At 66.7% G+C, this 13,053-nt stretch carries 10 protein-coding genes; 8 read left to right on the top strand and 2 right to left on the bottom strand.

Annotated features, from left to right (window positions below; translation table 11 throughout):
* The first annotated feature begins 205 nt into the window (after positions 1-205).
* The gene (bioD, locus tag RZE79_RS22925; RefSeq protein WP_319356991.1) at positions 206-958 is read left to right on the top strand and encodes an AAA family ATPase; all 753 of its coding nucleotides are present in this window, start codon (positions 206-208) and stop codon (positions 956-958) included.
* Between the two features lie 199 nt (positions 959-1,157).
* On the opposite strand, the gene RZE79_RS22920 is transcribed toward bioD, so the two are convergent.
* A complete protein-coding gene (locus tag RZE79_RS22920) occupies positions 1,158-2,975 on the bottom strand; it encodes an acyclic terpene utilization AtuA family protein (RefSeq protein ID WP_319356990.1) in 1,818 nt (605 codons plus the stop codon).
* A gap of 129 nt (positions 2,976-3,104) precedes the next feature.
* On the opposite strand from RZE79_RS22920, the gene RZE79_RS22915 reads away from it, so the two are divergent.
* A complete protein-coding gene (locus RZE79_RS22915) occupies positions 3,105-3,410 on the top strand; it encodes a DUF2889 domain-containing protein (RefSeq protein WP_319356989.1) in 306 nt (101 codons plus the stop codon).
* Positions 3,411-3,416: 6 nt separating this feature from the next.
* Here the strand turns inward: RZE79_RS22915 and RZE79_RS22910 are convergent, their stop codons facing one another.
* Complete coding sequence (locus tag RZE79_RS22910; RefSeq protein ID WP_319356988.1) at positions 3,417-4,976, bottom strand: AMP-binding protein; 1,560 nt, start codon at positions 4,974-4,976, stop codon at positions 3,417-3,419.
* A gap of 143 nt (positions 4,977-5,119) precedes the next feature.
* On the opposite strand from RZE79_RS22910, the gene RZE79_RS22905 reads away from it, so the two are divergent.
* The 6 genes from RZE79_RS22905 (at position 5,120) to RZE79_RS22880 (ending at position 13,037) form a co-directional block, all read left to right on the top strand.
* Complete coding sequence (locus tag RZE79_RS22905) at positions 5,120-6,295, top strand: acyl-CoA dehydrogenase family protein (RefSeq protein WP_319356987.1); 1,176 nt, start codon at positions 5,120-5,122, stop codon at positions 6,293-6,295.
* A gap of 31 nt (positions 6,296-6,326) precedes the next feature.
* Entirely contained in the window at positions 6,327-7,136 is an 810-nt protein-coding gene (locus RZE79_RS22900; protein WP_319356986.1) for a TIGR03084 family metal-binding protein, read from the top strand.
* Positions 7,133-8,002, top strand: coding sequence for a phosphatidylglycerol lysyltransferase domain-containing protein (locus RZE79_RS22895; RefSeq protein WP_319356985.1), 870 nt, complete (start codon positions 7,133-7,135; stop codon positions 8,000-8,002). The genes RZE79_RS22900 and RZE79_RS22895 overlap by 4 nt, the downstream gene beginning before the upstream one ends.
* A 205-nt stretch (positions 8,003-8,207) precedes the next feature.
* Positions 8,208-9,830 (top strand): carboxyl transferase domain-containing protein, encoded by a 1,623-nt coding sequence (locus tag RZE79_RS22890; protein ID WP_319356984.1) that lies wholly within the window; start codon positions 8,208-8,210, stop codon positions 9,828-9,830.
* 31 nt (positions 9,831-9,861) lie between these two features.
* Positions 9,862-11,016 (top strand): acyl-CoA dehydrogenase family protein, encoded by a 1,155-nt coding sequence (locus RZE79_RS22885; protein ID WP_319356983.1) that lies wholly within the window; start codon positions 9,862-9,864, stop codon positions 11,014-11,016.
* 20 nt (positions 11,017-11,036) lie between these two features.
* Positions 11,037-13,037, top strand: coding sequence for an acetyl-CoA carboxylase biotin carboxylase subunit (locus tag RZE79_RS22880; protein ID WP_319356982.1), 2,001 nt, complete (start codon positions 11,037-11,039; stop codon positions 13,035-13,037).
* The last annotated feature ends 16 nt before the right edge of the window (positions 13,038-13,053 follow it).

The raw sequence follows: 13,053 nt of genomic DNA, 5'->3' as shown, positions 1-13,053 counted from the left end.
ACAACATTGTCCCCATGGGAGATGGAAAAACTGAAATCTCGATGTGCTATGGCGGCTTCGAATGGTGCGAAATCAGCACCTTGCAATGCCATGACCCGAAGAACGGCCGATCTTCCCAGCCGCGGCTCATGAGAGCTGCTAATAGCCGATTCCCGCAAGACTTGTCTGGCAAATGAGGAAATGCTTGCTATGGCTTAGGGTCTCCATGCAATCATCTTTTCATTTACCCAAGGAAATCCCTGCGGCATCACGAGGCGCTTGCCTTGTCTCGGGCGTGGGCTCCGGCGACGGAGAGCAGGAAGCGACCCTTGCGCTGCTGCACGGGCTGAGGCAAGTGGGGCTGCGAGTTGCGGCAATGACGCCGGTCGTTTCTGATGCGCGACGAGTTGGCGACAGATGGACCAGCCCGCTTCTTAGCGAACTTTGCCAAGCAAGTTCGTTTCTTGATCTACCCGTTCAGGCACTCTGCCCATACCTGCTGCGAAACGGCATTTATCACGAGAGTGGGGGAGGAGGCGGTCGCGTGCAAATCCGGCCGATCGCAGAGACATTTGCCGCGCTCTCCATGTGGTCCGATGTTGTTGTCGTCAAGGGCATGGATGGGTTGTCTGAAAAGCTCGGTGCACGGCTATCGACCTACGACGTTGCCAGTCGCTTGGCTTTGCCGTTGGTGATATGCCTGCGTCACGGGCCGTCCATTCAATCCCGCTTGTCCCAAGCTTTGAAACAGGCGAGGCGCCGAGACATCGCGGTCGCCGGATGGATCGCGACGGGATGCGATCCGGGCGTGGTGACCGCCTTGGAGGAACTCTCTCAGAGCGCGGGCCTGCATTGCCTTGGGGCGATCACGAAGGTGCCCAGGTCAGAGCTCGAGCTCACATACGGCTTGAATCTAGATGTCATCTGCCGTCATCTGCAGCTGCGATCAACGACGACAGATTCCCTTGGCTGTCCCTGACAGGGGTGTTGAAATTCGTCCGTGCAAATTCTCATTCGCGAAGGATGGATGGCACGGGTGAAGGGTGGAAGCGGCCGCGCATTGAGGAACACTGTGGATGGTGGCAAGACGTTCGGGCCCATCCGGCGGATGGTCTAACCGGGGCATCTTTCGAGTCGACGAGTACTTCAATCCGAAGGGGCCGGTCAGGAAATGAAGATCACGGACGGCCTTTTCTTGCCTGTACTGCGATGCGTCGCGGGACGAGAATCCCGATGTCCAGCAGCATCTGTGCCATGCCCTTGCCCAGGGGATCCATACGCATCGAAGAGGGGCCGCCACCATCCAATGCATCGTGGACGAGAAGGTTCATCGAAGCAGTTCCGGGGAGATAGAAGCGGCTGACCTTGCCTGCTGGAAGATGCTTGAAGTAGCCCTCGACGACCTCGGGTTGCAGCCTTTCCCAGAGCAATGGCAGCCATTCCGCACGTCGAGCAATGAGCCCGATGTTGGAGATGTTTCCCTTGTCGCCGCTACGCCCGTAGGCCAATTCGATGAGGCGAACCTCCTCCTGTGGCTCGTTGGCATCCATCCAGTCTTCGGGAGAGGGGGGCGGCGACCATTGTGGATCTCTTGTATCGGCCGCGATATCGACAGCATGCCGCGAACCATCGAGAACGAAGGTCGGTTGCACTGCTGCCTTATTCAGGAGGAAAGAAAACGGCTTAATCAGCGGTGACACCGAAGGGCGCCCCCCGCCGGGGCTGGTGGTTCCCGGAGCCCAGGATGTGCCCGAAGGCGCAATCTCTCGTGCGAACATCGCCAGGGCAGCCTTCTGCGGGTGGTTGGCCACCACGCGCATCGTGACTTCACGCACCTGGCGGGTACGCGCATGCGGTCCATACAGAGTTTCGGAGCCGATTACTTCAATGTACGTCGAGGTGAAGGGGGGCAGGTTGCTCTGACGCAGGATTTCGCTGGTTCGCTCGATGATGGCTTCGGCTGTGCGGCGAGCCTTCTTCTCAGCATCGATGCCGATGATCACCATGCTCCCAGCGCAGCGGAAGCCATCCAGTTGGGTGGCCGATACCTTGTATTGCGATGTCGGTGCGCGGCCCTTGGCCGCGCTCACGCGCACGCGATTCTCTCCCAGCTGCTCGATCGTCACGTCTCGGAAATCGCAACTCACGTCGGGTAGCAGGTAGGCTCCGGGATCGCCGATCTCGTAGAGCATCTGCTCTGCCACATTGGCGCGGATCACTTTTCCGCCCGTGCCTTCAGGCTTGGTCACGATGAAGCTGCCATCGGCATGACACTCCACGATGGGGTAACCGATGTGTGCCCAGTCGGGAATGTCTTCCCAATCGGTGTGCAGGCCGCCCGTGGCCTGACATCCGCATTCGATGATGTGGCCTGCCAGGCTTCCCGAGGCCAGCAGGTCGTAGTCGTCCATCTGCCATCCGAACTCGTGCATCAGCGGCCCGAGCGTCACAGCGCTATCCACACAACGGCCGGTGATCACTACCTCCGCACCGGCTGCCAGGGCGGCGGCGATCGGAGCTGCGCCGAGATAAGCGGTGGCACTGAGTACCTTGTCGGGAAGAACCTCGTTGGTGAACATGTCGCGCGCGCCGCGTTGGCGCAGTTCTGGCATCAGGACGCTCACGTCGTCGCCTTCGACCACAGCGATGCGCAGCGTGATGCCCTGCGCATCTGCCAGCGCCTTCAGGGCGGCGGCGCAACCGTGCGGATTGATGCCCCCCGCATTGCTCACAACCTTGATGCCCTGTTGCTTGATCCCTGCCAGGACGGACTTCATCGCGATGTCCACAAAGTCCGTCGCGTAGCCCATTTCAGGATTCTTGGCCCGTGCTGAGGCCAAGATGGCCATCGTCGTCTCTGCCAAATAGTCGAAGACCAGATAGTCGAGTCGTCCGCTCTTCACCAGTTGCGGTGCGGCGACCATGCTGTCGCCCCAGAAGCCGGATGCGCCACCGATGCGGACAGTGCGGGCCGTTGTGTTGGGAGTGTCTGTCATTGGGTGTCCTCTGCTCGGGCCAGCTTAACGAAGCCTTCGCCGCGGCGCTTGCGCCAACTCGCTGTGCGGTGCAGCGGGCGCCAAGATGATCTTGATCGGTCTCGGTTCGCCCTCCCGGAAGAACGCCTCATGCCCCTGTCCCCTCCGCGCGTCGAGCGCAAGCTAGCGCACACCCGCACCATCACCATCCGAGGCCACGAGCGCCGCGAGGGCCTGTTCGATATCGAAGGCCAGTTGGTCGACGTGCGCCCCGAGGCTGTGCAATTCGCGGGCGGCGGCCGGCGCGCTGGGGAGCCCATCCGCGTGATGTGGCTGCGTCTGACCGTCGACGCTGGCGCACTGATCGTCGACGTCGAGGCTGTGACCGACGCCGGTCCCTTCGATGCGGTTTGCGGCACGATCGCGCCCGCCTACCGCGGTCTGATCGGCGACTGAGGCCTATCAGGCGTTCTCATTGCGCAGCTGCGCCTTCAGGATCTTGCCAGCGGGTGTCAGCGGCAGCTCGGCGCGCAGCACAACCTGGCGCGGCATCTTGTAGTCGGCAATGCGGCCCGCGCAATGCGCGAGCACCTCGGCCGGCGTAAGGTCGCAGCCTTCTCGCGCCACCACGAAGTAGCGGCCGATCTCGCCCAGCACCGGGTCGGGCACGCCGATGCCGGCCACCATCACCACCGCAGGATGGGTCGCGATCAGCGCCTCGACCTCGGCCGGGTACACGTTGAAGCCGCCCTGGATGTACATGTCCTTCATCCGGCCCTTGAGCGTGATGAGCCCGCGTGCGTCGACGCAGCCCAGGTCGCCGGTACGCAGCCAGCCGCCGTCGAACGCACCTTGGTCCGCCGCCGCACCGATGTAGTCGCGCACCACGCCCAGGCCGTGGAACTGCAGCTCGCCGATCTCGCCCGCGGGCAGTGCGGTGCCGTCGGGCCCGTGCACGCGGACCCGCGCGCCGTCGAGCACCGTGCCGATACTCTGCATCAGGTCCTCGTCGCTGCATTGCCAGGGCGTCATCACCAGCGCGCCCGAGGCTTCGGACAGGCCGTAGAGGTTCATGATCTTCGCCGCGGGCATGCGCTGCTGCAGGTGGCCGAGCAGCGTGGCGTCGACGTTGGAGCCGCCGGTGATGATGAGCCGCACCGAGGACAGGTCGACCTCCGACGAATCGGGGTGCATCAGCAGCAGCGCCATCATGGTCGGCACGCCGATCAGAATCGCCGGCGGGTGGCGCCGGATCATCTCGAGCACCGTCTTGGCCTTGAACACCGGCACTAGTTCGCAGCTGCCGCCCGCGAGCAGCTGCGAGAGGATGCCGCAAGTGATGCCGCCCACATGATTGAAGGGATTGGCCAGTTGCACGAGATCTCCGGGCTGCGTGCGCGTGTGGCGCCACTGGCCATGCGCCGACGCCAGCAGGCTGGCATGCGTGAGCGCGCAGCCCTTGGGACGTCCGGTCGTGCCCGAGGTGTAGATCACCATCGCCAGGTCGGTCGGCTGCACCGCGGCGGTGGCGGCGTCGAGCGCCGTTTCATCGATGGGCGAGCCCGCCATGGCCGTAAACTCTTCGCCGTTGATAGCGATCACCTCGCGCAGCGCAGGCAGCGTCGGGGCCAAGCCTTCGAGCATCGCCTGGAAGTCGAAGCCGTCGATCTCGCGCGTGGAGAGCACCGCCTTCGACTGGCTGTCGGTCAGCATGAATGCAATCTCGGCCTCGCGGTAGCGCGGACTCAGCGCCACCACGGCCACGCCGATGCGCGTGGCGGCGAAGAAGAGCTGCAGCCACTCGACCTGGTTGTGCGACAGCAGCGCGATACGGTCGCCACGCACGAGCCCGCGGCGCAGCAGGGCGCTGGCCAGCCGACGGCTCGCGGCCTCCATATCGGCGAATGAGGAGCACCGGTCGCCGTCGATGTAGGCAGCGACTTCGGGATGGCGGTTCGCGGCATCGTGCAGTGCCGCATGAAGCAGTGAATTCTGCGGAACGGACGGTGTGATGTCTGGCATGGCGTGAGGCGGAGGTCGGGGTGCGCAGAGCTTAGGAAATGCGCACCGTCCCTGGCTTGCGTGCAGTCGCTGTGTGCAGCCACTGCGCACAAGACCGGCCGGGTCGTCTCCGTTAGTCTCATCGCGCTACCAGGAGACAACGGATGGAATTCTTCGAAGCGCCGCCGCTTCCCTTCTATTTCACGCCCGAGCACGAGCAATTCCGCTCCGGCCTGCGCGACTTCATCGCGCGCGAGATCACGCCCCACGTCAACGAATGGGACGAGGCCGAGACCTTCCCGCGTTCGCTCTACGGCCGCGCGGCCGAGCTGGGCGTGCAGGGCCTGGGCTACCCCGAGGAATACGGCGGCACGCCGGCCGACATCTTCTACCAGCTGGTGGTCGCCGAGGAGTTCGCGCGCAGCGGCGGCGGAGGCGTGCAGGCCTCGCTCAACTCTCACAGCATCGCGCTGCCGCCGATCCTCAAGGCCGGCAGCGACGAGATCAAGCGCCGCGTGATCCCGCCGGTGCTGGCCGGCGAGAAGATCGCCGCGCTCGCCGTGACCGAGCCGTCGGGCGGCTCCGACGTGGCCAACCTGCGCACGACCGCGGTGCGCGACGGCGACCACTACGTGGTCAACGGCGAGAAGACCTTCATCACCTCGGGCATGCGCGCCGACTTCATCACCACCGCCGTGCGCACCGACCCCGCGATCAAGGGCGCGGGGGGCATTTCGGTACTGCTGATCGACGGCGACACGCCGGGCCTCACGCGCACGGCGTTGCAGAAGATGGGCTGGTGGAGCTCCGACACCGCGCACCTGCGCTTCGACAACTGCCGCGTGCCGGTGGCCAACCTCGTTGGCGAGGAGAACAAGGGCTTCAAGACCTTCATGAACAACTTCAACAGCGAGCGGCTGTTCATGTCGGCGCTGGCCTGCGGCTATGCCGAGGTCTGCCTGCAGGAAGCGCTCGACTGGACGCGCCAGCGCACGCTCGCTGGCAGCACTCTGTCGCAGCGGCAGGTGGTGCGCCACAAGCTGATGGACATGACGCTGCGCATCGACGCCGCGCGCGCACTGCTCTACGACCTGGCCTACCGCATCGAGCATCGGCTTGCGCGGCCCGAGCACCTGGTGGCCCGCGTGTGCCTGGCCAAGGTGCAGGCCACGCAGGCCATGCAGTTCTGTGCCGATCAGGCGGTGCAGCTGCTGGGCGGCATGGGCTTCATGCGCGGCACGCGCAGCGAGCGCATCTACCGCGAGGTCAAGGTGATGATGATCGGCGGCGGCTCGGAAGAGGTCATGAAGGACCTGGCCGCGCGGCAGCTCGGCGTCTGAGCGCAAAAAGAAAAAAGAAGAGGCGATCCCGATGGAACAGTCGATCGACGACCTCCGCGCCGAGTACGCGCAACTGGCCGAGCTGGCCCGCACGCTCACGCCCGCCCAGTGGGCCGAGCGCAGCGCCTTCTACGGCTGGACGCCCTGGGACGAGATCGCGCACCTGTGCTTCTTCGACCAGACCGCGCTGCTCTCGGCCACCGATGCCGACGCCTTCGCGCGCGACACCGCCGCGCTGATGGCCGAGCTGGCCACCGGCCGCGAAATCAGCGCCATCGCGCGCGCGAAATACGCACCGCTCGACGGCGCGGCGCTGCTCGCGCACTGGGAGCCGATCTCCGCGCGGCTGACCGAGGCGCTGGCCGTGCTCGACCCCAAGGCCCGGCTGCCCTGGTACGGCCCGTCGATGAGTGCGCGCTCCTTCGCAACCGCGCGCCTCATGGAGACCTGGGCCCACGGCCAGGACGTGTGGGACGTGGCGCGCCGCCGCCGGCCCGCGAGCCACCGGCTGCGCCACATCGCGCACATCGGCGTGACCACCTTCGGCTGGAGCTTCGTCAACCGCAAGCGGCCCGTGCCCTCAGTGGTGCCCTACGTAGAACTGCAGGCGCCGCAGGGCGACGAACGCTGGATCTGGGGCGACCCGGCCTCGCCCGAACGGGTCACGGGCCCGGCGCTCGACTTCTGCCTGCTGGTCACGCAGCGCCGCAACCTGGCCGACACCGCGCTGGCCTGCACCGACGGCGCGGCGCGCGAATGGCTGTCGATCGCGCAGTGCTTCGCAGGCGAGCCCGCCGACGCCCCCGCGCCCGGCGTCCGCCAGGTGGCGTACATCGATTGACCGGCGAGCCGATCACGCTGGCGCTGCAGCCGCGCATCGAGGCCGCGCTCGACGCACTGCGCCACGGCACCGGCGCGCAGTGCCTGTCGGACCACGCGTTCTCCAACCTCTACCTGTTCCGCGAGGCACATGGCTACCGCTTCCTGCCCGGCGACTGGCAGGGCGTGGCGGGGCAGACCTATGACGGCACGCGGCACTTCATGCCGCTGTTCGACATGTCCACCGCGCCATCTGCGGTGTTGGCCGGCCTGATCGAGACGCACGGCTGCCTCTACCCCGTGGCGAGCGCGCAGGCCGAGGCGCTGCCCGCGGAACGCTTCGCCGCCGCGTCCTCGCCCGACGACGCGGACTACCTCTACGACGCCGCCACGCTGCGCGACTACGCGGGCCGTGCGCTGGCCCAGAAGCGCAACCTGGTGCGGCAGTTCCTCGCGCGGCATGCGCCGCAGGCCGTGCCCTTCGATGCCGCGCAGGCCGAGGCGGCACGCACGGTGCTGCGCGGCTGGATGGCGCACAAGGGCAAGGCCGTGGGAGAGGCCGACGAGCGTGCCTGCCTCGAGGCCATCGGCCATGCGCAGCGCTTCGGCTTCGAGGGCTTCGTGCACTACGTGGGTTCGCTGCCCGTAGCCTTCCTGTTGGTGCAGGCGCTGCAGCCCGGCGTGTTCGTGGTGCGCTTCGCCAAGGGGCTGGACAGCCACGTGGGCGTCTACCCCTACATGTTCCAACACTTCTGCCGTGCGTTCGAGCGGCCAGTGCATTGGCTCAACTTCGAGCAGGACATGGGACTCGCGGGCTTCCGGCGTAGCAAGCGCTCGTACCAGCCGAGCGCGCTGCTGCCCAAGTGGCGGGTGGCATTGCGCGGCTGAGGCCGCGCCTTCTCATAACGCGGAGCGTGCTTCCCTCGCGACGCCGCCATCGGCGGGGCGCGCCGAGTGGCTGCATGGTCAACGAAACGATGCGCGGGCCACAGCCAGTCCGCGCAAGACCGGTTCCGGACCTTTGCCTAAGCTCACAACCACACAACAGCCCCGCAATCCAAAAACGCCAACCGGCACCTGTAGCACCCCAGCAATGGCAATCATCGAGTCGAACGTTTCCCCTGGCAGCGAGGTCTTCGAGGCTAACCGCACTGGCATGCTGGCCCTGATCGACCGCGTACGCGGCTATGAGAAGCGCAGCATCACCACGTCGGGCAAGTCCCGTGAGCGTTTCGAGAAGCGCGGGCAGCTGCTGCCGCGCGAGCGGCTGTCGCTCCTGCTCGACCCGGGCACGCCCTTCCTCGAGATCGGCTCGCTTGCCGGGCTCGGGCTGGACAATCCCGACTTGGAGAAGAGCGTGCCGGGCGGTGGCGTGATCGGCGGCATTGGCTGGGTCTCGGGTGTGCGCGTGATGGTCAACGCCTCCGACTCGGGCATCGATGCCGGGGCGCTGCAGCCGATGGGCATCCCCAAGCAGCTGCGCATGCAGGAGCTGGCGCTGGAGAACAAGTTGCCCTACGTGCAGTTGGTCGAGAGCGCGGGCGCGAACCTCATGACCTACAAGGTGGAGGAATTCGTCACCGGCGGCAACCTGTTCCGCAACATCGCGCGCCTCTCGGCCGCGGGCCTGCCCGTCGTGACGGTCACGCACGGCTCGTCCACCGCGGGCGGCGCCTACCAGACCGGCCTGTCCGACTACATCATCATGGTGCGGGGCCGGTCACGGGCCTTCCTCGCGGGACCGCCGCTGCTCAAGGCCGCGACGGGTGAGATCGCGACCGAGGAGGAACTGGGCGGCGCGCTGATGCACACCTCGATCTCGGGCCTGGGCGACTACCTGGCCGAGGACGACCGCGACGCGATCCGGCTGGCGCGCGAGATCCTGGCCAACATCGACTGGCAGCGCGGCATGCCCGCTGAGCCCGCACGCAGCTTCAAGCCGCCGCGCTACGACGCGGAAGAGCTGCTGGGCGTGATGCCCATGGACCACAAGCGCCCGGTCGACATGAAGCAGGTCATCGCGCGCATCGCAGACGACTCCGAGTTCCTCGAGTTCGGCGAGAACTACGGCGGTGCGACCGTGGTCGGCCACATCAAGATCGAAGGCATGCCGTTGGGCGTGATCACCAACAACGGGCCGATCGACCCGGCCGGCGCGACCAAGGCCACGCACTTCATCCAGGCCTGCTGCCAGTCGAAGACACCGATCCTCTATCTCAACAACACGACCGGCTTCATGGTCGGAAAGGACTACGAGGAGGCTGGCATCATCAAGCACGGTTCCAAGATGATCCAGGCCGTGACCAACGCCACCGTGCCGCAGATCACCATCTACTGCGGCGCCTCCTTCGGCGCCGGCAACTACGGCATGTGCGGCCGCGGTTTCCATCCGCGCTTCTGCTTCTCCTGGCCCAACGCCAAGACCGCGGTGATGGGTGGCGAGCAGGCCGCGCAGACCATGGCCAACGTGACCGAGGCCGCAATGAAGCGCAAGGGCGGCGAGGTCGACCGAGAGAAGCTCGCCGAGATGGAGCGCCGCATCATCGACCGCTTCGACAGCCAGATGAGCGTGTTCACCACCAGCGCCCACATGCTCGACGACGGCGTGATCGACCCGCGCGACACGCGTGCAGTGCTGAGCAAGGTGCTGTCGATCTGCCGCGATGCCGAGCATCGTGTGCCGCAGAAAATGCAGTTCTCCGTGGCGCGTCCCTGAGTCGTAGAAATAGTAGGGAGATACACGAACCATGCAACTCACACCCGAACACGAAGCGGTGCGCGACACGCTCAAACGGTTCATCGACAAAGAGGTCAATCCCCACGTCGACGCGTGGGAGGCCGCTGAAACCTTTCCTGCCCACCATGTGTTCAAGCGCCTGGGCGAGTTGGGCATGCTGGGCCTGACCAAGCCGGTCGAGAACGGCGGCGCAGGACTCGACTATTCCTACGGTGCGGTGATGGCCGAGACGCTCGCGCACATCAACTGCGGCGGCGTGCCGATGGCTGTCGGCGTACAGACCGACATGGCGACGCCCGCGCTCGCACACCGCGGCAGCGCCGAGTTGCGTGCGGAATTCCTCGCGCCCGCGATCAGCGGCGACTACGTGGCCTGCCTGGGCGTGTCGGAAGTCGGCAGCGGTTCCGATGTGGCCTCGATAAAGACCACCGCGCGCAAGGATGGCGGCGACTACGTCATCAACGGCGGCAAGATGTGGACCACCAACGGCACGCAGGCAGACTTCTGCGTCGTGCTGGCCAACACATCGGAGGGTGCGTCGCATCGCAACAAGTCGCTGATCGTCATGCCGATGAAAACCCCGGGCGTGCACGTGGCCCGCAAGCTCGCGAAGATGGGCATGCACGCGTCGGACACGGCGCAGCTCCATTTCGACGAGGTGCGCGTGCCGCTGCGCTACCGCATCGGTGAAGAGGGCATGGGCTTCATCTATCAGATGGAGCAGTTCCAGATCGAGCGCCTGTGGGGCGCGCTGAACAACGTCGGCATCGCTCAGCGCGCCATCGACACCACCGTCGCCTACACCCGCGAACGCCAGGCCTTCGGCCGCTCGATCCTGGACAACCAGTGGGTCCACTACCACCTGGCCGAACTGCAGACCGAGGTGGCCTGCCTGCGCGCCATCTGTTGGCAGGGTGTGGAGGAAGTGGTGGCCGGCACCGACGCCACGCGCACCGCCACCATGGCCAAGCTCAAAGCCGGTCGCGTGATCCGCCAAGTGGCCGACGGCTGCCTGCAATTTTGGGGCGGCATGGGCTTCATGGACGAAAGCCCTATCTCCCGCATCTACCGCGACGGCCGGCTCACCTCGATCGGCGGCGGCGCCGACGAAGTGATGCTCCAGATCCTCAGCAAGTTCATGGGCACCTTCCCGTCCGCTCACTGAAAAACATCGACGTACGCTCCATGACCGCCTCGACCTCCCAGCTCACCCCCTTTCGCAAGATCCTGATCGCCAACCGCGGCGAGATCGCGTTGCGCATCATCCGCAGCGCGCGTGCGCTCGGCTACCGCACGGTGGCCGTGTACTCCACGGCAGATGCCGGCGCGCGCCATGTGCGCGAGGCCGATCAGGCCGTGTGCATCGGCGAACCGCTGCCCGCGCAGTCCTACCTTTGCATCCCCGCGATCATCGAGGCCGCCAGGCTCAGCGGTGCCGACGCGGTGCACCCCGGCTACGGCTTCCTCGCCGAGAACGAGGACTTCGCGCAGGCCTGCCAGGACGCAGGCCTGGTGTTCATCGGCCCTTCGGCCGAAGCCATCGTGTCGATGGGCAACAAGGCCGGCGCCAAGACGCTGATGCAGGCCGCCGGGGTGCCCTGCATCCCTGGCTACCAGGGCGACGACCAGAGCGAGGAGCGGCTCGCGGTCGAGGCCGTGCGCATCGGCTTTCCGGTGATGATCAAGGCCACGGCCGGCGGCGGCGGGCGCGGCATGCGGCTGGTGCCCTCGGCCAAGGAGTTCCCCGAGCTGCTGCGCAGCGCGCGCTCCGAGGCGCAGAGCGCCTTCGGCGACCCCGAGGTGATCCTCGAGCGCGCCATCGTCGAACCGCGCCACATCGAGATCCAGGTCTTCGCCGACCGCCACGGCAACGCGATCCACCTGGGCGAGCGCGACTGCTCGGTGCAGCGCCGCCACCAGAAGCTGATCGAGGAAGCGCCGTCGCCGGCCGTAGACGCCGAGCTGCGCGCTCGCATGGGCGCCACCGCGGTGGCCGCCGTCAAGGCCATCCGCTACGAAGGCGCGGGCACGCTCGAGTTCCTGCTCGACGCCGAGGGCAACTACTACTTCATGGAGATGAACACCCGGCTGCAGGTCGAGCATCCGGTGACCGAGGCCATCACCGGCCTCGACTTGGTCGCGCTGCAACTGCGCGTGGCTGGCGGCGAGCCGCTGCCGATCACGCAGGAGCAGGTCCGCTTCCACGGCCACGCGATCGAGGTGCGGCTGTGCGCCGAAGACGCCGACAAGGGCTTCATTCCCCAGAGCGGCACCATGGCGCTGTGGGCCATGCCTGCGCAGTTGCGCGTCGAGCATGCGCTGCGCTCGGGCGGCGAGATCCCGCCCTACTACGACTCGATGATCGCGAAGGTCATCAGCCACGGCGACACGCGCGAGGCCGCGCGGCGCCAGCTGATGGCCGGCCTCGAGGACGCGGTGGCGCTGGGCGTGACCACCAACCAGGCCTTCCTGCACCGCTGCCTGGGCCATGCGGTCTTCGCGGCCGGCGGCGCCACCACCGCCTTCATCGCGCAGAACCAGGACGCGCTGCTCGCACCCGACACCGAGGCCCGTGCGCGTGCCGCCGCCATCGCGGCCGTGCTGCTCTACGAGACCACCGGTGCGCGCCGCGCGCCCTCGACCGGCCGACGCATGACGCACAGCCTGCCGATCTCGCTGCGCTTCGACGTCGAAGGCAGCGCGGTGAGCGCAAGCATCGTGCTGCGGCGGCAGCGCCATTTCGAGGTGTTGATCGGCGACGCGGCGCATGTCGTCGAGCTGGCCGAGATCGGTGAGCACGCCGCGCGCTTCGTCTGCGACGGCCTGTATGAAAGCGCAGCCTTCCACCGCGACGGCACCACGCTGCTGCTGCACTACCGCGGCATCCCGGTGCGCGTCGAGGACAAGACCCGCGCCGCGACCGCGCGCCAAGGCGAGGCCGGCGGCGACGGCAAGGTGCGCGCCTCGATGAATGGCCGCGTGGTCGCGGTGATGGCCGCGGTCGGCGACATGGTCGAGGCGGGCCAGCCGGTCGTCACGCTCGAGGCCATGAAGATGGAGCACATCCACGCCGCGCCGGTGGCCGGCAAGGTGATCGCGCTGCACGTGAAGACCGGCGACCAGGTCGCGGCCAGCCGCGTGGTGGTCGAGATCGAGGTGGCCGCCACGGATGCGGTCGCGGCCTAGGCACACACAGGGCGCG

Source organism: Variovorax sp. EBFNA2, assembly GCF_033802765.1.
Classification (GTDB): domain Bacteria; phylum Pseudomonadota; class Gammaproteobacteria; order Burkholderiales; family Burkholderiaceae_C; genus Variovorax; species Variovorax paradoxus_H.
Note: the sequence above shows the minus strand (reverse complement) of the source record. Positions and strands in the feature narration are given on the sequence as shown.

Excerpts from the sequence above, each read along its gene's own strand:
- bioD (WP_319356991.1), top strand. The coding sequence starts at position 206 with ATGCAATCATCTTTTCATTTACCCAAGGAAATCCCTGCGGCATCACGA.
- RZE79_RS22880 (WP_319356982.1), top strand. The coding sequence starts at position 11,037 with ATGACCGCCTCGACCTCCCAGCTCACCCCCTTTCGCAAGATCCTGATC.
- RZE79_RS22890 (WP_319356984.1), top strand. The coding sequence starts at position 8,208 with ATGGCAATCATCGAGTCGAACGTTTCCCCTGGCAGCGAGGTCTTCGAG.
- RZE79_RS22885 (WP_319356983.1), top strand. The coding sequence starts at position 9,862 with ATGCAACTCACACCCGAACACGAAGCGGTGCGCGACACGCTCAAACGG.
- RZE79_RS22910 (WP_319356988.1), bottom strand. The coding sequence starts at position 4,976 with ATGCCAGACATCACACCGTCCGTTCCGCAGAATTCACTGCTTCATGCG.
- RZE79_RS22900 (WP_319356986.1), top strand. The coding sequence starts at position 6,327 with ATGGAACAGTCGATCGACGACCTCCGCGCCGAGTACGCGCAACTGGCC.
- RZE79_RS22915 (WP_319356989.1), top strand. The coding sequence starts at position 3,105 with ATGCCCCTGTCCCCTCCGCGCGTCGAGCGCAAGCTAGCGCACACCCGC.
- RZE79_RS22905 (WP_319356987.1), top strand. The coding sequence starts at position 5,120 with ATGGAATTCTTCGAAGCGCCGCCGCTTCCCTTCTATTTCACGCCCGAG.
- RZE79_RS22920 (WP_319356990.1), bottom strand. The coding sequence starts at position 2,975 with ATGACAGACACTCCCAACACAACGGCCCGCACTGTCCGCATCGGTGGC.